Raw genomic sequence first — 19708 nt, 5'->3', positions numbered from 1 at the left:
TTACCCCTTTAACCGATTGAGCTCTTCCACATCAATCGTTGTTCGGTTTCGGAAAAGTGCAACTAAAATAGCCAATCCGATTGCAGCTTCTGCCGCAGCGACAGTTAGAATAAAAAAGACAAATATCTGACCTTGCAAATCATTCAAATATCGACTGAATGCAATAAAGTTGATATTCACAGATAAAAGCATTAGCTCCAGGCACATCAATAAAGTAATGACATTTTTTCGATTGATAATAATTCCAGCAACGCTTATCGCAAATAAAATAGCAGCAACGGTCAAATAATCAGATAACTGAATCACGATGAAGCCTCCTTCGATTTATCTTTTTCTTGCGGCGTATCATAAGAAATTATTTTCAAGCGCTCAGCTTTGGTAACGCGCACTTGCTTATCAATGTTTTGACTTTTTCGACTGCGCTTACCACGAAAGGTCAAACTGATTGCTGCGATCATCGCTACCAACAAAATAACTGCTGCTAATTCAAATGGTAGAAAGTAGTCCGTATATAACATTTTTCCTAGTTCTCGAACATTACTGTATCCCTCTTCAACATTTGAAGGAGGAGGCATAACGTCAGAGCCGAAGTGATGTTCACCAATGATCCAATGCAATAAGTAGAGAAAACCCGCTGCAATAAAAATGGCAAGCGGCAATAAGCGAGTAAATCGATGTCTTGCTGCTGCTACTCTTACGTCAAGCATCATGACAACAAATAAAAATAGAACCATTACGGCTCCGACGTACACAAGCACTAACGCGATAGCTAAAAACTCCGCCTGCAATAACATCCACAAGCCAGCCGTTGAGAAAAAACTCAAAACTAAAAACAAAACAGCTTTAACACTATTTTTAACTAGAATGACCATCAATGCAGATAAGATCAGTAGCGCAGAGAAGCCATAGAAAACAATTTGTTCGAAATTTATTTCCATTATTATCGATACTTTTCATCAGCAGCCCGATCAGCTGCTATTTGAGGTTCAAGTTTGTCACCAATCGCCAACAACTTAGCTTTTGTCATAATATGCTCGCCTCTTTTCTCAAAGTGATAATCGAATACTCGAGTTTCAACAATTGAATCAACGGGACATGATTCTTCACAAAAGCCGCAATAAATGCATTTAAATAAATCAATCTCATACTTGGTTGTTCGTCGCGACCCATCATCTTCTCGAGGTCCAGCCTCAATGGTTATCGCTAGTGCAGGACAAACCGCTTCACATAACTTACAAGCAATGCATCGCTCCTCACCATTTGGATAACGTCTTAACGCATGCAATCCTCTAAATCGTGGCGATTGCGGTGTCTTTTCTTCCGGGTATAACACAGTCACTTTTGATTTAAAAAAGTGACGCCCCGTTACAGCGAGTCCTTTAATAAGCTCAACCAGAAGAAATGTGTCAAAAAACTGTTTTAACCTGCGAGCCATAACAATCTCACTAATTATCCACCACCAAATGGCCAGACTTGCGATTTTATCCAAATGGCTAGCACTGCAATCCAAACTAAAGTGACTGGAATGAAAATTTTCCATCCGAGACGCATGATTTGATCATATCGAAAACGAGGGAACGTTGCTCTCAGCCATAGCAATCCAAATAAAAACACGCCTGTTTTGAGAAGTAACCAGAAAGTTCCAGGTATCCATTGAGTCAAACCATCTAATACAGGAATACCTTGAAAAGGAGAAAGCCAGCCACCAAAAAACATAATCGCTGTTAAACATGACACTAAAATCATATTGGCATATTCAGCTAAGAAAAATAAGGCAAAGGCCATTCCTGCATATTCAACATGAAACCCCGCCACAATTTCAGATTCTCCCTCTGGTAAATCAAAGGGTGCACGGTTGGTTTCGGCAACGCCAGAAATCCAAAACACAACTAAAAGAGGAAAAAGAGGCAACCAATACCATGTAAATAAATTCCCCGATTGAGCCAAAACAATATCACCAAGATTCATACTATTGGCACACATTAAAACGCCGACCAGCGAAATACCCATCGCAATTTCATAAGAAATGACCTGCGAGGCTGACCGAATTGCCCCTAAAAAAGCATACTTGGAATTTGACGCCCAACCCGCAATAATAATTCCGTAAACACCAATTGATGTCATTGCCAACAAATAAATCAACCCGGCATTAATGTCTGCAAGTACTAGATCGGCATCAAATGGAATGACAGCCCAGGCAGCAAAAGAGGGTCCAATAAATAAAATAGGACCGAGAATGAATAGCGTTTTTGATGCACCTGTTGGTAAAACAATTTCTTTCATTAAAAGTTTGATAACATCAGCGAAGGGTTGCAACAATCCGCGAGGACCGACTCGATTAGGTCCTCGTCTTAACTGCATATAGCCAATGACTTTTCGTTCGGCGTATGTGGTATAAGCAACCGCCAAAATCAACGGAACTAAAATAGCCCCGATCTTAGCCAAAATCCACAATAGCTCTTCAATCCATTCAAACATCAACTGACTCCTTTGTTCCGCTGGCTTCAGATAGTGCTGTGGGATTTTCAGATAATCGTTTTATTTGATCACGACGCCAGTTTGTCAAACCGTAAACCGTTTGCTGCAAACATTGAGCTCGTCTGGTTATCGAATCTATATCGTAAATTGAAAGTGGTTTAGGGATTTCTCCGCCAGACTCAAGCTGTTCTGGCATAGAAAGATGGCCAACACGAGCACTTGTCGTACTATTGTATTTATCAGCGACTGTATTTTTAATTTCAAGCGATGAAGTGTAATCGAAACCTTCAATCTCAAATAAATTTCCTAACACTCGCAACACTTTCCATGCGGGACGAGCCTCACCTTTAGCCCCGACGGCAGCACTAAAACTTTGCCATTCACCACAAACGTTAACGAAGGTTCCAGATGTTTCTGAAAACGCTGCAACGGGTAAAAGCACATTGGCATAGTCATTAAACTCACCGTCAGCAAAAGGCGTTAAACAAGCAACAAACTGTGATTTTAATAATGAAGCTCGTGCAGCATCACGATAACTGGAGTCAAGTTCTGGTTCAGTATGGCATAACAAATAACCAGTCAATCCTTTTTGCAACATTTGCTGCGTATTCCAGCCACAAACGTTACTTTCTTCAGCAGCAGGTAAACGATGCGGAAGCGCTCCTGCAATATAAGCACCTGCAGTATTTGCGCCATGAGTCAACTCTCCGTATTCCGCTCTGGAAAGCTCGCTGACCTGCCTTGCTAACCAACGGATGTGACCGCTGTGAGTGTGCTCTAATGCCGTTTGTCCCACAATGACACAAGCATTTTCGTTGATTCGTAACTCGGAAGCGATTGTTCTCTGATCGTCACTGGGTGTAACAGATTCAAAAAGTTCCGTAAGCTTCGCACTCACAGGCTCGCTCGATTGCTCTATCAAGGCAGCAACAATTCCTTGCAACTCACCAACTAACTCACCCGAAGAAACTCTTATCTCAGGTGATACTCGGTAATTATCATGAGTTTCCAAACATTGAACAGCCATAACACGCCCATAGCGAGTTGACTTTCGCAGACGAAATGCCAAAAGAGGTTGTTCTCGTCGTAAATCAGCACCGACTAAAAACGTTGCATCCATATCTTCGAGCTTATCAATACTAAACTCCATTCCCGGATAAATGGGATCTTCGTATTGCACAGAAAAATCAACTTGTCGTAAACGATGATCGATATTATTCGTACCGATTCCTCTCATTAATTTTTGCAGCAAATAAAATTCTTCGAGTGTGCATGAAGGAGAAGCTAGTGCACCAATTGCATCAGGACCATGCTCTATTTTGATCGCACTTAAATTATCAACAAGGAAAGTAAGCGCAGTTTCCCAGTCACACTCTTCCCATCGATCATTCTTTTTTATTTTAGGTTGTGTCAATCGTTTACTTTCATTTAAGGCCTGATATGAAAATCGATCGCGATCGCTTATCCAAACTTCGTTAATACTTTCATTCTCTCGCGGAACTACTCGTATAACTTCTCCTCGTCGATGATGAATATCTATATTGGTTCCTAGACAATCATGCGGAGCAATGGAAGGAGACGACTGCATTTCCCACGCACGAGCACGAAATAAAGAAGGTTTTGCCGTCAATGCTCCAACGGGACAAAGATCAATAATATTTCCCGACACTTCCGATTCAATACTTTTTTCGATATAAGTGCCAATTTCCATGTGTTCACCACGGCCGGTCGCCCCCATTTCTCGCATACCAACAACCTCGGTACCAAAACGGACACATCGTGTGCAATGAATACATCGAGTCATGTCCGTTTGAATCAACGGGCCGATATTCTTATCTTTAACAACTCGCTTTCCTTCGGTAAACCGAGAAATGTCATTACCAAATCCCATGGCAACATCTTGCAATTCACACTCCCCACCTTGATCACATATCGGACAGTCAAGGGGATGATTAATTAATAAAAACTCCATCACCGCTTTTTGGGCAATTCTCGCTTTTGTTGATTGGGTAAAAACTTTCATACCTTCAGCAACAGGCGTTGCACAGGCAGGTAAAGCTTTAGGTGCATTGGAAACATCGACAAGGCACATGCGACAATTTGCAGCAACAGACAATTTTTTGTGATAGCAAAATCGAGGGATGTGCATGCCAGCTTCGTCAGCAACTTCGATGATCATCGAACCTGTTTCAGCTTCAAGGGCAACACCATCAATTTCGATATGAACTATTCCCATACCATCCTCAATTTAAAAATTCGAAAGCCGCTCATAGCTAAGCCGCTTCCTGATGATCATCAACCCACCGTCGACCAGTACGAATCATATGCTCGAACTCATGACGATAATGTTTTAAAAATCCGTTCATTGGCATCGCAGCAGCATCACCTAAAGCACAAATGGTTCGACCCATAATGTTATTGGCAATATCGGAAAGCTTATCCAAATCTTCCATTTGCCCCTGTCCTTTTAATATCCGATGCAATACACGAGACATCCATCCGGTTCCTTCACGACATGGCGTACACTGACCGCATGATTCTTCAAAATAAAAATGTGCAGTCCGAGCCGCAAGTTCAACCATACAAGTACCTTCTTCAATAACAATGACAGCTCCAGAACCTAACATCGTTCCGGCTTTTCCTAATGCATCGTAATCCATAGTGATATCACTCATTATTTCTGCCGTTAGAATAGGTGAAGAAGAGCCTCCAGGAATCACCGCTTTTAAAGGTTTCTCGCCGCGCATACCCCCGCACATTTTCAGCAATTCAACGAAAGGCGTACCCAGTCCGATTTCATAATTTCCAGGCTTAGCGACATGCCCAGATACGGAAAAGATTTTTGTACCACCATTGTTTGGTTTACCGAGATCTAAAAACCACTGGCCGCCGTGTTGTAAAATGGCCGGCACAGAAGCATAACTTTCTGTATTGTTGATATTTGTAGGACGACCAAAAACACCATAATTTGCCGGAAAAGGAGGTTTAAACCTTGGCTGTCCTTTTTTTCCTTCGAGTGACTCTATCAGAGCCGTTTCCTCTCCACATATATAAGCCCCAGCTCCAAGGTGATTGTATAAATCAAAATCAACTCCTGAACCCAATATGTTTTTTCCTAAGAATCCTTGGTCGTAAGCTTCTTTAAGAGCTTGCTCCATCCGAGCAAAAGGTTCATAAAACTCACCGCGTAAATAGTTATATCCTACAGTTGCCGTCATAACATAACCACCAATGGCCATTCCCTCGATGAGTTGGTGAGGGTTATACCGCATGATATCTCTGTCTTTAAACGTTCCGGGCTCTCCTTCGTCAGAATTGCAAACAACATATTTTTGCCCGGGCATTCCCCTAGGCATAAAACTCCATTTCAGTCCGGTTGGGAACCCTGCACCACCGCGACCGCGCAATGCTGATAACTTCAACTGTTCAATAATTTCATTAGCTGGAGTTTTATTTTTTAGAATGTCTTGCCAAATTTGATATCCGCCAACGCTTTTATAGGCTTCAAGAGTCCAAGGCTCATCGAGATGCATTGTTCGAAAACAAACCTCATTCGCCATGAGCTACCTCCAGTCCAAGCTCTTCCAAAATGGAGTCAACTTTTTCAAAGGTTAAGTTTTCATGATAAGTTTCACTTACTTCCAACATAGGAGCGCCCGCACATGCGGCCATACACTCCACTTCTTTCAGAGTAAAACGTCCATCATGAGTCGTTTCACCAAGAGAAATTTTCAAGCGCTTTTCTAAATGTTCAACAATAGATTTTGATCCGCACATCATGCACGACAAATTAGTGCATACGGAAATAACATGTTCACCAACTGGCTTTAAATGAAACATGGTATAAAACGTCGCGACTTCGAAAACAGCAATGTGTGGTACATCAAGATAATCGGCTAATGCCATCATCAAGTCATCATTCAAAGAATTTCCATTTTCAGCCTGAACAACTTTTAAAGCGGCAATAATTGGGGGGCGTTTTCGCTCTGCTGGGTATTTTGAGCGCCAATGTTCAATTTCATCAATCGCCTCTTTTGAAACTAGTGTTTTCAAGCGAATTTGTTTTTTCTCACTCATCACCGATCGATCTCCCCAAAAACAATATCCATGGTACCGATCATCGCAACTACATCTGCTAACATATGCCCCCGTATCAATTCATCCATTGACGCTAAATGAGCAAAACCAGGCGCACGTATTTTTACTCGATAGGGTTTGTTTGCGCCATCAGAAATTAAATAAATACCAAACTCGCCTTTAGGATGTTCAACAGCAGCGTATGCCTCTCCTTCTGGAACACAAAAACCTTCAGTGAATAATTTAAAGTGATGAATCAATGCTTCCATATCATCTTTCATCTCTTTACGACTAGGTGGCGCAACTTTAAAATCTTTCGCAATGACAGGACCAGAGTTCTCACGTAACCATTGAATACATTGACGAATAATACGTGTAGATTGACGCATTTCTTCAACTCGAACTAAATATCGATCGTAACAATCCCCGTTTTTGCCAATAGGAATATCGAAGTCCAGTTCGCTGTAAACTTCGTAAGGTTGATTTTTACGTAAGTCCCATATAACTCCAGAACCTCGCAACATGGGCCCAGAAAACCCTAGTTGAAAAGCGCGTTCTGGAGAAACAACGCCAATTCCTACGGTCCTTTGTTTCCAAATTCGATTGTCAGTTAACAGAGTTTCATAATCGTCAATGTGACTCGGAAAGGATTCAGTAAATTCCCATAAAAAATCTAACAATGAACCGTCACGACCTTGATTAAGTTCGTCAGCACTTTTTTGCGTACGCCATTGGGAAGACTCATACTTTGGCATGGATTCGGGTAAATCACGATAAACGCCACCAGGTCGAAAATATGTCGCATGCATGCGCGCACCAGAAACCGCTTCATAAGCATCCATCAGTGGCTCGCGATCTCTAAAGCAATATAAAAAGACAGTCATCGCTCCAATATCAAGACCATGCGCTCCCAACCAAAGGAGATGATTCAGAATACGTGTCACTTCAGAAAATAACACGCGAATATATTTCGCTCGCTTTGGCACTGTAATGCCAAGTAGCTTTTCAATGGCTAAAACATAACTATGTTCATTACACATCATCGACACGTAATCTAGCCGATCCATGTAACCGATGCTTTGATTGTACGGTTTGCTTTCTGCGAGTTTTTCCGTAGCGCGATGCAGTAAACCAATATGAGGATCAGCACGCTGTACCACCTCACCATCAAGTTCGAGCACTAAACGCAGTACGCCATGTGCCGCTGGATGCACAGGTCCAAAGTTCATCGTGTAATTACGAATTTCAGACACTCAAGACTGCTCCTCTTTTTTATTCTCTACATAACGAGCATCATGCCGAATGACTCGAGGAACCAGCACGCGAGGCTCGATCGATACTGGTTCGTAAATACAGCGCTTTTCGGTTGCGTCGTATCGCAACTCAACTTGACCGATTAATGGGAAGTCTTTTCGGAATGGATGTCCCGAGAAGCCATAGTCAGTTAACAATCTTCTTAAATCATCGTGATTTTCAAAGCGAATTCCAAATAAGTCGAAAGCTTCTCGCTCGTACCAGTTTGCCGAAGCCCAAATACTGGTCACTGAAGGGATAATAAGGGTCTTTTCGGGAACAAAGCATCGAACTCTGAGGCGATGTCCGTTAGTAATTGAGAGCAAGTGATAAACAACGGCAAATCGAGGTTTTTGCCAATTAACATCTCTATCAGAAATTTCAGGCTCAACTCCTCGAGAAAAACCACCTCCTGACGCATCATCGGTTTCCCATTCCATTTGGCCGTACGTTGAATAGTCGACACCACACAAATCGATAAGTTGCTCAAAATGGAGGCCATCTTCATCGCGTAACTTTCGACAAAGCTCTATTAACTGTTTTGATTCAACTTCGACAGTTAATTCGCCAAATTTGAAATCACTACAGACAATTAAGTCATTGACGCGTTCGTGAACCGTATTTTTCCATTGTTCAATGGCTTCGGGATCCACACATTCTCCTAGGCTTTACGCGCGATTGTATTGGTTCTTTTAATTTTATTTTGCAATTGAATAACTCCATACATCAACGCTTCCGCGGTTGGAGGACAACCGGGTACATAAATATCCACAGGAATTACTCTATCGCAACCACGAGTTACTGCATAAGAATAGTGATAATAGCCTCCCCCGTTGGCACATGAGCCCATTGAGATTACCCAACGAGGTTCCGGCATTTGATCGTAAACTTTTCGCAGTGCTGGGGCCATTTTGTTCGTTAATGTACCTGCAACAATTAACACATCAGACTGGCGAGGTGATGGTCTAAAAACAACGCCAAAGCGATCTAAATCATATCGCGACGCTCCAGCATGCATCATCTCAACAGCACAACAAGCGAGTCCAAAAGTAACTGGCCACATACTGCCAGTCCTCGCCCAATTAACGAGACTATCAACAGAAGTCACAAAAAAGCCTTTGTTTTGCTCTACTCCCATTCAAGCGCTCCTTTTTTCCATTCGTAAATGAAGCCAACAACCAGTAAAACTAGAAAAACTGCCATAGTGACTACACCAAACCAGCCCAGTTCGTTAAAAACAACGGCCCAAGGAAATAAAAATGCAATTTCAAGATCAAATACAATAAATAGAATTGCCACTAGATAGAAGCGGACATCGAACTTCATCCGTGTGTCTTCAAACGCATCGAAGCCACATTCAAAAGGGGAGTTTTTAGCGTCGTCTGGTTTGTTTTTTCCGAAAATAAACCCTGCTAGCTCTAGGCCAACACCAAGACCTAATCCTAAAACTATGAAAACCAGAATCGGCAGGTAATTTTCTAACATGCTGTGGTCAGCTCTTTTTTCTTTAAGACTAGTTGCAGATAAGTGCTTTGTAAACCAGTATGTACCTTTTTATAACATAAATAAGTTCATTTTCATCAATGACTTAGCTTTCTTAAAATCAGTCTACACACTTTTATTGATAGAAAAAAGAATAACCGTAATAAAGAAGTTAATAATGCTTCTAGGCTAGTTATATCGAACGGTTTAACTCGTCGGACCTCAATGATACTGTCGTAGTATCAGCAAGTTTCCACGTTGAGTGAACTCAAGTTGCTTGAGCACAGTCATTCCAAGCAAGATTTGATTGGATGGCATATTTGGATTGATTCCAGCAGGCATCGGTCCAAGTTGAATCTCACCAATAGATAAAGAATCAATGTTAGTTTGGTATCCCACTCCAATTCCATTAGCAGTGTAAGTAGAATATTGCCGGCCTTTCCTCAACCCAATTTGATTGGCTACCGCCTCCGGAATAGAAATTCCAGAGGCACCCGTATCAACAAGGAAAACAACTGGAAATCGATTAATAGTGCCACTCACTACATAGTGTCCTTGACGATTGCGCTTCAATATTACCTCTGTATAGGTTTCGCTGCTGACCGACTCAGGATTTTGATTGGGATTGCGTTGCTTTTCTATTTTGTCGGAGAAGAAAAGATAAAGTAAAAAAAGACCAGCTCCCCATGCTAAAAACCACATGCTGTTACCAATCTTTTTTGCAGGATCACTCTGGTCTGATGGAAACTCGTTACTCATATAACTCCAAACTAAAACGGAAGTTGATGCAACACTTCTTCCAAACTTGGCTTCCATTGGAAAAGTGACATATCTACACGTCGATTGCATACCGTCACACCGTCATTTGCTAGCAATTTCCTTTGCTGCTTGAATACAGTGGAAGCCTCATCGAATGCCAGCTGGCCACTTGCTCTAATAACCCGATGCCATGGTAAGTCTTTCTCGGAATTTTCCTTTAACACTTTCCCAACTAACCTTGCCCTACCTGGCAATCCTGCCAAGTCAGCCACCTGCCCATAACTAGCGACACTTCCTTTCGGGATACTTTTAACAATCGTTAAAATTCGCTTTGCAGATAGGTTACTCAACTTACTCACCGAAAAACTTTCATTTAGCCATAAAAAAACCCGGCTGAAAAGCCGGGTTTTCAATGTGGTGCCCAGAGCCGGACTTGAACCGGCACGGCCTACGGCCACTACCCCCTCAAGATAGCGTGTCTACCAATTCCACCACCTGGGCAAAACTTTTAATTTCCATTTTCGCCTTCACTACCGTCATTACCGCTTTCGGTTTCGTCGGACTTTGATTCAGTAGTCGCCTCTTCAGACTGTGGAGCTTTGTCTTCTATTTCAGTCCCAGTTTCTTCACTCTGCTCTGGAGTTGAAACTTCTGGAATATCAGAACCGCCTTCAACAGGTTTTTCTAAACTTGGGATTTCTTCGTTAGATGACTCTTCAGAGATAACCGCTTCTTTCTGCTGCTCCAATTCGTCAAACAAATCTTTCTCAGCAACGACAGAACTATCATTTGCGATATAACCTAATGCCATCGCGATTCCAAAAAAGATAATCGCTAACACAGTTGTTGCTTTGGTTAATACGTTGCTCGAACCTGGCGCACCAAAAACAGTGCCCGAAGCACCAGCCCCAAAAGAAGCTCCCATGCCTGCACCTTTACCCTGTTGAAGTAAAATCACACCAACAAGAGCTAGAGCAACGACCAAAAATACGATGAGTAATACACTTTCCATTATTTTAACCTGCCGCTCGACATATCTGATAAAAATCTTCCGCAATAAGGGAGGCACCACCAATGAGGCCTCCATCAATATCTGCTTCAGAGAACAATTCGGCAGCGTTGTCGGCTTTCACACTACCGCCATATAAAATACTGACACCTTCCGCAATCGACTTATCTTGTTTTGCTAGATCCATCCGAATCGCGGAGTGTACTTCTTGAGCTTGTTGTGGAGATGCCGTTTTACCGGTACCAATCGCCCAAACAGGCTCGTATGCAATAACGATTCTTTCAAACGCTTTGATGCCACACTGATTCACAACAGCATCAATTTGCGACTTTACAACGGATAACGTTTCGCCACCTTCGCGCTGCTCAAGAGTTTCGCCAACACAAAGAATAGGAGTTAATCCGAGCTCTAACAGAGCACTTGCTTTCAAAGCGACTTGTTCGCTAGTTTCAGCAAACAACTGACGACGTTCAGAATGCCCGACTATAGCGTACTTACAACCGATTGACTTCAACATTTGTGCTGAAATTTCGCCTGTAAATGCTCCCTTATCGTTTTCGTTCACATTTTGCGCGCCAACAGCGACTCGGTTGCCAGCCACCCCTAACACTCGCTCAACAAACAAAGCGGGAGGGCAAACGATTATGTCGCATTTCAAATCGGCCAGGTTATGTTCTAATAACGCGTCCATCAGCTGTTTTATGCTGTCTGGAGAACCATTCATTTTCCAGTTTCCAGCAACTATTGAACGTCGACTCATAACCCATCCTCACATCGCAAAGCGGGCGCAAATGTTACACAAGACGGCTATTGGATACAAGCAGAAAGATAACAAATAAATGAAATAATCGTAGAGTTTTAGCCCTACCTGGGACTCTAAGAGTGAAATCTAGCATTTTCACTCTCAAGGGCAGATGACACCTTAGGTAGACTGACTATTTGCTGCCACTTTTTCAGCCGAGAAATGTTCAATAAATTTTAAGAAATCAGGACCAGGGATTCCTTTACTGATTAAATATCCCTGTATTTCATCACACTCATGTTTTGCCAGAAACTCCCACTGTTGGGTGGTTTCCACGCCTTCTGCGACCACTTTAAGCCGCAAACTCTTAGCCATCGATAAAATAGCCAAAGTAATAGCAGTATCATCTGGATCAACACAAACCTCATCAATAAATGTGCGATCAATTTTCAAAGAATCAAGCGGGAAACGCCGCAAGTAACTCAATGATGAGTAACCGGTACCAAAATCATCAATGGCTATTTGAAGGCCCATTCTTTTCATCCGTTGTAAGGTTTTGATTGCCTGCTCAACATCTCTCATCAACATACTTTCGGTTATTTCTAGCTCCAAAGCATGAGGCGGTAATTTATGTTTTTTAAGCAATAGTGCGATGGACTCAGGTAAATCAGACTGTCGAAATTGTAAAGCCGATAAGTTAACGGCAACTTTCATTCCATCAAATCCTTCATCACGCCATCTAGCGACTTCTGCACATGCAGTGTCTATAACCCACATACCTATCGAGCGGATTAGCCCAGTGCTCTCTGCAATAGGCACAAATTCTCCGGGAGAAATGAACCCTAAATCAGGATGAGTCCATCGGAGCAATGCTTCAGCCCCAATTACTTTCCCTAGACTCAAATCAACTTGAGGCTGATAAACTAAGCTCAACTCGTTACGCTCTACAGCAACTCTTAGGTCGTTTGCAATTCGGTGACGCCGCAATGCCATTTCATTCATTTCAGACTCATAAAATGCATAAGTATTACGACCCACTTCTTTTGCCTTATACATTGCTGCATCTGCGGCTTTCATTAATTCGTCTACATCATTACCATCATTGGGATAAACACAAACGCCAACGCTTACTGTCGAATTAACCGCATAATTAGAAAGGCTAAAGTGCTGATTAAATTCATCCACAATTTTTTCAACCACCGTAATAATGTCGTCGGTATCTTCAACTTCATTCAAAATGATGACGAATTCATCACCTCCAAGCCTGGCCAGAGTATCTTCTTCACGTAATAGAGCCTTTAAACGTTTACTTGACGCTTTTAACAATTCATCTCCTACAGCATGGCCCAAAGAGTCATTCACATCTTTAAAGTGATCCAAGTCGAGAAATAGTACAGCTGCATAAGTTCGAGTTCGACTCGCTCTTTTAAGCGCGTACCGGATACGGTCCATACAAAGTGCGCGATTAGGAAGTTGGGTTAATGAATCGTAATTGGCAAGATATTGAAGATCTTTCACCGCACGCTCGAGTCGTCTTTTATTCAATTGTAAAGCTTCTTCTGCAGCATCTCGCTCACGCTGACGATGCTCAATAGTTTCCAGCATGTCATTAAATGTTCGAGAAAGCTTTCCAATCTCATCTTTCGACACGACAGGAACCCGTAATGCATAATTTTGACTGTTGGTCACTTGGTGACTGATGCTTTCAAGATTCAAAATCGGCTGAGAAATATACTTCTGCATGGTTCTGGCCAAAATATAAGCGAGAATAACCATGCCCCCCAATAAAATAAGGAGAGTTACAATAAAGGAGTAAAGTTTTTCATTTAACGGTTCAGTCGATACTCGCAGGTATAAAGTACCTAATTGATCGCCAAGTGAATCTTTAATGGGCTGATACACATGCAGCCATTTATTCTCCCAAATAACGCCTTCTTGCCTTTGATAATCCGTAGTGTGCACATAACCGCCACCTAACTCGACCTTAGCAAAAATATTCCCTAAACCTTCGAATATCGCCAAGCTGTGAGGCGCTCCTAACGAAGTGTTCGCCAATAACTCCGTCTCTGCCTGCTTAGCTCGACTAAAACTAATGTAAGACACACTGTTTTCAGCAAGTAACTTGGCTTGAGATACAGCATCATTTTCTAAAGACTCTTGTAAATTTTGATTGAAGCTTATAGAGACGACGACAAAACCAATGCTTATGGTAATCATCGAAATACCAGCGATCATTAACGTCAATTTTGATCGAATCGAAGCTCCCCAGCGCATTAAAGATCTCCCTTAACGTCGCCAGCACCATAAACCTTTTTGGCGTGCTTCAAAAATCCGACTTTAAGCTCACTGCCATTGGTCGCAAATGCTTTTTGGTTAACTTCAATATCAACTGTTTTTTCAGCACCAACAAAAAGACGTAAATGCAATCCCATTTCTGCACTGTATTTACTCGACGCCACAAAAATCGTCTCTTTTAACAGGTTGTTCTCAATGGCCTTTTCGATCTCCTTTTTTGAAATTTCACCAACGTAGGTAACATGACAATTTTTTAAGTCCTCGAGACTTCGAGTGAACATGAATTGGATCTTGATGCCCTTAACGGTTTCGTCACGCAAAAAATCTTTTATAAAATTGAAATAATCTCGGTCTCGGTAGATGCACAACCGATATTGAGTTTCGGCTTTATTAAAATCCGAATCGGGAGACCAATAAATAACACCGGGAAGACGAAGAAGAATGGTCGATCGAATGCGCTCCTCCGTTTCAACAGCAAAACCTAGTCCAAAATAGACTAGGAAAAAGCTCGCCATTAACCATTTCACAGCTCTAAACACTCAGAACGCTCATTAATTAAACCATTTATGGACTCATTCGCGAATTAGCACTTGGAATTGCCCCAGCAATGGCCAATGGTTGAATATCGCATTTCTGCCAACCGCACTGCTGATTTTAATTATCAATGTTATTAATTTTGCTTAATTTACAATCAATTGCAAGTCAGAGTCGTTACTATTGCTTAAGTTTGGCAGCTATTTGACCGGTGTCAAATCGGTGTTAATAAAGAATTTATAAGAAATCCGCTCGGAAACTGGCGATCGGTTAATCAAAAGCAGTATAATACGGCGCCCTGAATGAGGGAAAATCTCATTCTTGGAATTCTGGTAGTTCAATCTTTTCGTTTTAAACCAAGGTTTTGGGTGTTTTAACAACAAGGCCGGGTTTACTACGTCTCTAGTCCGGCAAGGCCGGTCTCCTTGGACTATAGTATTCGTTTTAACTTCACAATGTTAACGAGTTCGGCGCAGCGTATGATTAAAATTAAGAAAGGTCTAGATCTCCCAATTAGTGGAGCGCCCGAGCAGTCAGTCAGCGAAACCAAATCGGTCAAGCATGTCGCTGTTCTGGGTGATGATTATGTCGGTATGAAGCCGACGATGATGGTAGAAGAAGGAGACCAGGTGGCCTGTGGTCAAATCCTTTTCACCGACAAAAAAAATGAAGGCGTTCAATACACTTCTCCTGCATCAGGAAAAGTCATTGCCATCAACCGAGGAGCAAAAAGAAAGCTGCTATCGGTTGTGATCGAAATCGAAGGCAACGAGAACGTAACATTCGACAGTTTTTCAGCCGACAGCTTAACTTCAATTGAGCGCGAACAAATAGTTGGAAACCTGGTAGCCTCCGGAATGTGGACTTCATTAAGAACACGTCCCTATTCGAAAGTACCAGCAATTGACTCAACTCCTGATGCAATCTTTGTGACTGCAGTAGACACTCATCCATTGTGTCCTGATCCGGCGGTTGTCATATCTGAGTACAATGATGCTTTCAATCATGGCTTAACGATTTTGAGTCAACTGACTCAAGGCAAAGTTTTTGTTTGTACGGCTCCAGATAGCAAATTCAGTGTTGCTACGAATGAGCAAATCATTCAAGAATCATTTTCAGGATGTCACCCGGCTGGCTTAGTCGGAACACACATTCATTTCCTACACGGTGCGAACAACGAGCATCCAGTTTGGCACATTGGTTATCAAGATGTGATTGCAGTCGGCAAATTGTTCACCGAAGGTAAACTTTTCACAGAACGAACCATTGCCATTGCAGGCCCTATGGCTAAAAAGCCACGTTTAGTGAAAACACAGTTAGGGGCTTCAACTACAGAAGTTCTGGAAGGAGAACTGGATAAAGGCGATATACGTCAGATTTCTGGTTCTGTCTTCAGCGGTTTCTCAGCCACTGGCGCTCGTTCTTACTTGGGGCGCTATCACAATCAGATTAGCTTGCTAGAAGAAGGTCGAGAAAAAGAATTCTTTGGCTGGATCCATGCTGGTCGAGATAAATTCTCAGTGACTCGCTCATTTATTTCACACTTACTACCAGGTAAAAAGTTCGACTTCACGACAACCACAGGTGGTAGTGAGCGAGCAATTATGCCGATTGGTAGTTACGAAAGAATAATGCCTCTCGATATTTTATCGACTCAACTATTAAGAGCATTAGTCAGTAAAGATACAGATACAGCACAAGCCCTTGGATGTCTTGAGCTTGATGAAGAAGATTTAGCTTTGGCAACTTATGTGTGCCCAGGTAAATTCGAATACGGTCCAATTTTGCGTGACGCGCTCACCACAATTGAGAAGGAAGGGTAATGAGCAAATTACGAAATTATATTGAGCATCTCGAACCACACTTCGAGAAAGGCGGCAAATACGAAAAGTGGTATGCGCTATACGAAGCGGTAACTACTATTTTCTACACGCCAGGGCACGTTACTAAAACGACAGCTCACGTCAGAGACAACGTCGATTTAAAACGTATCATGATTTTTGTTTGGGCATGTACTTTTCCAACAATGTTTTGGGGTATGTACAATGCTGGTGCGCAAGCCATCATTGCAATGAACCAAGTTGGAATGACCGAAATAGAAGGTTGGCGTGGTGCTATTATGAGCATGCTTGGAGTTGCTTACGATGCAAACTCAATAACTGCAAGCATGTTTTTAGGAGCGCTCTATTTTGTACCGATCTACGCAGTCACCTTCATTGTCGGTGGATTTTGGGAAGTTTTGTTCGCAAGTGTTCGAAAGCACGAAATCAACGAAGGCTTCTTTGTAACTTCTGTACTCTTCGCATTGACTTTACCACCCGATACACCTCTTTGGCAGGTTGCTTTAGGTATTAGTTTTGGTGTTGTTGTCGCAAAAGAAATCTTCGGCGGCACAGGTAAAAACTTCTTAAATCCAGCACTGGCTGGCCGTGCATTCTTATTCTTTGCTTACCCAGCAGACATGTCTGGCTCAACAGTTTGGACAGCCATTGATGCCTACTCTGGAGCAACACCTCTTGCTCAGGCTGCTGTCGGCCAATTGGATTATGCACTGAATCAAAATTGGTGGAATGCATTCTTCGGCTTTATTCCAGGCTCATTCGGTGGTGTTTCTACGCTGATGATAATGATTGGTGGATTAATGCTGGTGTATTTCAGAATTGCCTCTTGGAGAATAATACTCGGTGTAATGCTCGGGATGATTGCAACATCTTTATTACTCAATGCCGTTGGTAGTGAGTCAAATGCCATGTTTGCAATGCCTTGGTATTGGCATCTTGTAACAGGTGGTTTTGCCTTTGGAATGATGTTTATGGCAACTGACCCAGTTTCTGCATCTTTAACCAATACAGGCAAATACTATTACGGTGCGTTAATTGGTGTTATGACAGTACTCATTCGAGTCGTAAATAGCGCTTACCCAGAGGGCATTATGTTAGCTATTTTGTTTGCAAATTTATTTGCTCCATTCATTGACCACTTTGTTGTTCAGTCCAACATTAATCGGAGGGCTCGTCGTCATGTCAGCTAATAATGATTCTTTTGGAAAAACAATATTTGTCGCGGTCGCTTTGTGTCTCGTTTGCTCGCTGGTGGTATCCGGTGCAGCCGTAATTCTCAAAGAAGACCAACAAGCGAATAAAGCAGCGGATGTACAACGCAGCATATTAATCGCTGCCGGTGTTGTTGGTGCAGATGAGCAAGCTGATTTTGGAAAACTTTTCCAAGAAAAAGTTGAAGCACAAGTTGTCGATTTTGAAACGGGTGATATTGCAAAAGATATTGCTCCAGCCAGCTTTGATCAACGTCAAGCGTCAAAAAAGCCAGAAACAAGCATCAAGCTTTCTAAAGGTGAAGATCCTGCGAGTATCAAAAGACGCTCGAATTATGGAAAAGTATACCTTCTTAAAGAAAACGGTAAGCTTTCGAAAATTGTTATCCCAGTACATGGATATGGGCTGTTTTCGACTTTGTACGGATTTATCGCGCTAGAAGCAGATACTCGCACAGTAGCAGGAATCCGTTTCTATGAGCACGGTGAAACTCCAGGACTTGGTGCAGAAATCACCAATCCGCAGTGGATTTCAAAATGGGATGGAAAAGAAGTTCTTAACCAGAACTATAAACCATCTTTAAAACTCGTTAAAAATGGCGCAGACCAAACTAATGAAATCGATGCTCTTTCAGGAGCAACTTACACCAGTAACGGTGTCGAAAACTTAGTAAATTACTGGTTAGGCGACAAAGCGTTTGGACCTTACCTAGCTAAATTGCGCGGAGGCAAACATGGCGTTTGATAAAGCAGAAGCAAAATCGGTTATCACCACGCCGATTTTCGATAACAACCCGATAGCACTTCAAGTACTGGGTATTTGTAGCGCGCTTGCGGTAACAGGAAAAATGGATAAAGCATTCGTTATGAGCCTGGCTCTAACGACGGTATGTGCAATGTCGAATCTATTGATCAGTTTGATTCGCAATCATATCCCTTCCAGCATTCGTATTATTGTTCAAATGACTATTATCGCTTCATTGGTAATCGTCGTTGACCAAGTATTGAAAGCTTATGCTTATGAAATTGCAAAAGAGCTATCTGTTTTCGTAGGTCTAATTATTACAAACTGTATCGTCATGGGACGAGCAGAAGCCTACGCAATGAAAAATGGTCCTGGTATGAGTTTCCTTGATGGCTTAGGAAACGGACTCGGTTACTCAGCATTATTAATGTCTGTAGCATTTATTCGTGAACTTTTCGGCTCTGGTTCTTTATTTGGTTATACCATTTTAGAACCACTAAAAGATGGTGGTTGGTACCAAACTAATGGTTTATTAGTGTTACCACCCAGTGCGTTCTTTATTATTGGATTACTCATTTGGGCATTGCGAGCCTGGAAGAAAGATCAAGTGGAGGCCGCGTAATGGAAGCCTATATCAGTTTATTTGTACGCGCTGTTTTTATCGAGAATTTGGCGCTATCAGCTTTCTTGGGAATGTGTACTTTTCTAGCAGTATCGAAAAAAGTTCAAACAGCCATGGGATTAGGCGTCGCGGTTATTGTTGTTCAAGCAATTACAGTTCCTGTTAATAACCTTTTGTTTAATTACATATTAAAAGAAGGTGCGCTAAGCTGGGCTGGCTTAAGTGAAGTTGACTTGAGCTTCCTTGGTTTAATTTGCTACATCGGCGTTATAGCAGCTATCGTTCAGATTCTAGAAATGACGCTCGATAAATTTTTCCCAGCACTGTTCAATGCTCTCGGAATATTCTTACCCTTGATTACAGTAAACTGCGCAATATTGGGCGGTACTCTATTCATGGTTGAGCGTGACTATCAATTTGGCGAAGCGGTCGTATACGGTGTCGGTTCCGGGTTCGGTTGGGCACTCGCAATAGTTGCCTTAGCTGGAATACGAGAAAAAATGAAATACAGTGACGTTCCCGATGGCCTTAGAGGTCTTGGCATTACATTCGTTACCGTTGGTTTAATGGCGTTGGGCTTTATGTCCTTCACCGGTGTTCAACTGTAATTAGGAGAAAGA

22 protein-coding genes and 1 tRNA gene are annotated in these 19708 nt (G+C 42.2%); 5 read left to right on the top strand and 18 right to left on the bottom strand.

The features are described from left to right. The 18 genes from nuoK to FAX86_RS09200 form a co-directional block, all read right to left on the bottom strand. The gene (nuoK, locus tag FAX86_RS09285; RefSeq protein ID WP_144393043.1) at positions 1–306 is read right to left on the bottom strand and encodes an NADH-quinone oxidoreductase subunit NuoK; all 306 of its coding nucleotides are present in this window, start codon (positions 304–306) and stop codon (positions 1–3) included. After that, the gene (locus FAX86_RS09280) at positions 303–938 is read right to left on the bottom strand and encodes an NADH-quinone oxidoreductase subunit J (RefSeq protein WP_246128536.1); all 636 of its coding nucleotides are present in this window, start codon (positions 936–938) and stop codon (positions 303–305) included. The genes nuoK and FAX86_RS09280 overlap by 4 nt, the downstream gene beginning before the upstream one ends. A 2-nt stretch (positions 939–940) precedes the next feature. Then, complete coding sequence (nuoI, locus tag FAX86_RS09275; RefSeq protein WP_144393042.1) at positions 941–1435, bottom strand: NADH-quinone oxidoreductase subunit NuoI; 495 nt, start codon at positions 1433–1435, stop codon at positions 941–943. Between the two features lie 14 nt (positions 1436–1449). After that, positions 1450–2478 carry an NADH-quinone oxidoreductase subunit NuoH gene (gene nuoH, locus FAX86_RS09270; RefSeq protein WP_144393041.1) on the bottom strand — a complete coding sequence of 343 codons (1029 nt, stop codon included), beginning with the start codon at positions 2476–2478 and terminating at the stop codon, positions 1450–1452. Then, positions 2471–4714 (bottom strand): NADH-quinone oxidoreductase subunit NuoG, encoded by a 2244-nt coding sequence (gene nuoG / locus FAX86_RS09265; protein ID WP_144393040.1) that lies wholly within the window; start codon positions 4712–4714, stop codon positions 2471–2473. The genes nuoH and nuoG overlap by 8 nt, the downstream gene beginning before the upstream one ends. 37 nt (positions 4715–4751) lie before the next feature. Next, entirely contained in the window at positions 4752–6038 is a 1287-nt protein-coding gene (nuoF, locus tag FAX86_RS09260) for an NADH-quinone oxidoreductase subunit NuoF (protein WP_144393039.1), read from the bottom strand. Further along, a complete protein-coding gene (locus tag FAX86_RS09255; protein ID WP_144393038.1) occupies positions 6028–6555 on the bottom strand; it encodes an NADH-quinone oxidoreductase subunit NuoE family protein in 528 nt (175 codons plus the stop codon). The genes nuoF and FAX86_RS09255 overlap by 11 nt, the downstream gene beginning before the upstream one ends. Continuing rightward, the gene (locus FAX86_RS09250) at positions 6555–7808 is read right to left on the bottom strand and encodes an NADH-quinone oxidoreductase subunit D (RefSeq protein WP_144393037.1); all 1254 of its coding nucleotides are present in this window, start codon (positions 7806–7808) and stop codon (positions 6555–6557) included. Before FAX86_RS09250 ends, FAX86_RS09255 begins: the two co-directional genes overlap by 1 nt. Beyond that, positions 7809–8501 carry an NADH-quinone oxidoreductase subunit C gene (locus tag FAX86_RS09245; protein ID WP_246128535.1) on the bottom strand — a complete coding sequence of 231 codons (693 nt, stop codon included), beginning with the start codon at positions 8499–8501 and terminating at the stop codon, positions 7809–7811. It lies immediately after the preceding gene. Positions 8502–8509: 8 nt separating this feature from the next. Then, entirely contained in the window at positions 8510–8986 is a 477-nt protein-coding gene (locus FAX86_RS09240) for a NuoB/complex I 20 kDa subunit family protein (RefSeq protein ID WP_144393036.1), read from the bottom strand. After that, entirely contained in the window at positions 8977–9333 is a 357-nt protein-coding gene (ndhC, locus tag FAX86_RS09235; protein ID WP_144393035.1) for an NADH-quinone oxidoreductase subunit A, read from the bottom strand. Before ndhC ends, FAX86_RS09240 begins: the two co-directional genes overlap by 10 nt. Positions 9334–9552: 219 nt before the next feature. Then, positions 9553–10089 carry a retropepsin-like aspartic protease family protein gene (locus tag FAX86_RS09230; RefSeq protein WP_144393034.1) on the bottom strand — a complete coding sequence of 179 codons (537 nt, stop codon included), beginning with the start codon at positions 10087–10089 and terminating at the stop codon, positions 9553–9555. Positions 10090–10100: 11 nt separating this feature from the next. Continuing rightward, positions 10101–10439, bottom strand: coding sequence for an MGMT family protein (locus FAX86_RS09225; RefSeq protein WP_205859138.1), 339 nt, complete (start codon positions 10437–10439; stop codon positions 10101–10103). A 65-nt stretch (positions 10440–10504) separates the two neighbouring features. Beyond that, a tRNA-Leu gene (locus FAX86_RS09220) sits at positions 10505–10590 on the bottom strand. Between the two features lie 7 nt (positions 10591–10597). Then, on the bottom strand, positions 10598–11101 hold the full coding sequence (gene secG, locus FAX86_RS09215; RefSeq protein WP_144393032.1) for a preprotein translocase subunit SecG: 504 nt from the start codon (positions 11099–11101) through the stop codon (positions 10598–10600). Between the two features lie 4 nt (positions 11102–11105). Then, complete coding sequence (gene tpiA, locus FAX86_RS09210; protein ID WP_144393031.1) at positions 11106–11858, bottom strand: triose-phosphate isomerase; 753 nt, start codon at positions 11856–11858, stop codon at positions 11106–11108. Positions 11859–12020: 162 nt separating this feature from the next. Continuing rightward, positions 12021–14114 (bottom strand): EAL domain-containing protein, encoded by a 2094-nt coding sequence (locus FAX86_RS09205; RefSeq protein ID WP_144393030.1) that lies wholly within the window; start codon positions 14112–14114, stop codon positions 12021–12023. Next, on the bottom strand, positions 14114–14662 hold the full coding sequence (locus FAX86_RS09200) for a YfiR family protein (RefSeq protein ID WP_164503518.1): 549 nt from the start codon (positions 14660–14662) through the stop codon (positions 14114–14116). Before FAX86_RS09200 ends, FAX86_RS09205 begins: the two co-directional genes overlap by 1 nt. Positions 14663–15148: 486 nt before the next feature. Here FAX86_RS09200 and FAX86_RS09195 point away from each other — a divergent pair, with 486 nt between their 5' ends. From FAX86_RS09195 to nqrE, 5 genes are read left to right on the top strand one after another with little or no spacing between them, the layout of a single operon-like run. Further along, positions 15149–16492, top strand: coding sequence for a Na(+)-translocating NADH-quinone reductase subunit A (locus FAX86_RS09195; protein WP_144393028.1), 1344 nt, complete (start codon positions 15149–15151; stop codon positions 16490–16492). Beyond that, positions 16492–17700 carry an NADH:ubiquinone reductase (Na(+)-transporting) subunit B gene (locus FAX86_RS09190; protein ID WP_144393027.1) on the top strand — a complete coding sequence of 403 codons (1209 nt, stop codon included), beginning with the start codon at positions 16492–16494 and terminating at the stop codon, positions 17698–17700. Before FAX86_RS09195 ends, FAX86_RS09190 begins: the two co-directional genes overlap by 1 nt. Then, positions 17690–18466, top strand: coding sequence for a Na(+)-translocating NADH-quinone reductase subunit C (locus tag FAX86_RS09185; RefSeq protein ID WP_144393026.1), 777 nt, complete (start codon positions 17690–17692; stop codon positions 18464–18466). The genes FAX86_RS09190 and FAX86_RS09185 overlap by 11 nt, the downstream gene beginning before the upstream one ends. Further along, the gene (locus FAX86_RS09180) at positions 18456–19088 is read left to right on the top strand and encodes an NADH:ubiquinone reductase (Na(+)-transporting) subunit D (protein ID WP_144393025.1); all 633 of its coding nucleotides are present in this window, start codon (positions 18456–18458) and stop codon (positions 19086–19088) included. The genes FAX86_RS09185 and FAX86_RS09180 overlap by 11 nt, the downstream gene beginning before the upstream one ends. Further along, positions 19088–19696 carry an NADH:ubiquinone reductase (Na(+)-transporting) subunit E gene (gene nqrE, locus FAX86_RS09175; protein ID WP_144393024.1) on the top strand — a complete coding sequence of 203 codons (609 nt, stop codon included), beginning with the start codon at positions 19088–19090 and terminating at the stop codon, positions 19694–19696. The genes FAX86_RS09180 and nqrE overlap by 1 nt, the downstream gene beginning before the upstream one ends. Positions 19697–19708 lie beyond the last annotated feature (12 nt).

This window comes from Pleionea sediminis (genome assembly GCF_007570825.1).
Taxonomy (GTDB): Bacteria; Pseudomonadota; Gammaproteobacteria; order Enterobacterales; family Kangiellaceae; genus Pleionea; species Pleionea sediminis.
This window is presented reverse-complemented; position numbering and strand designations above follow the sequence as displayed.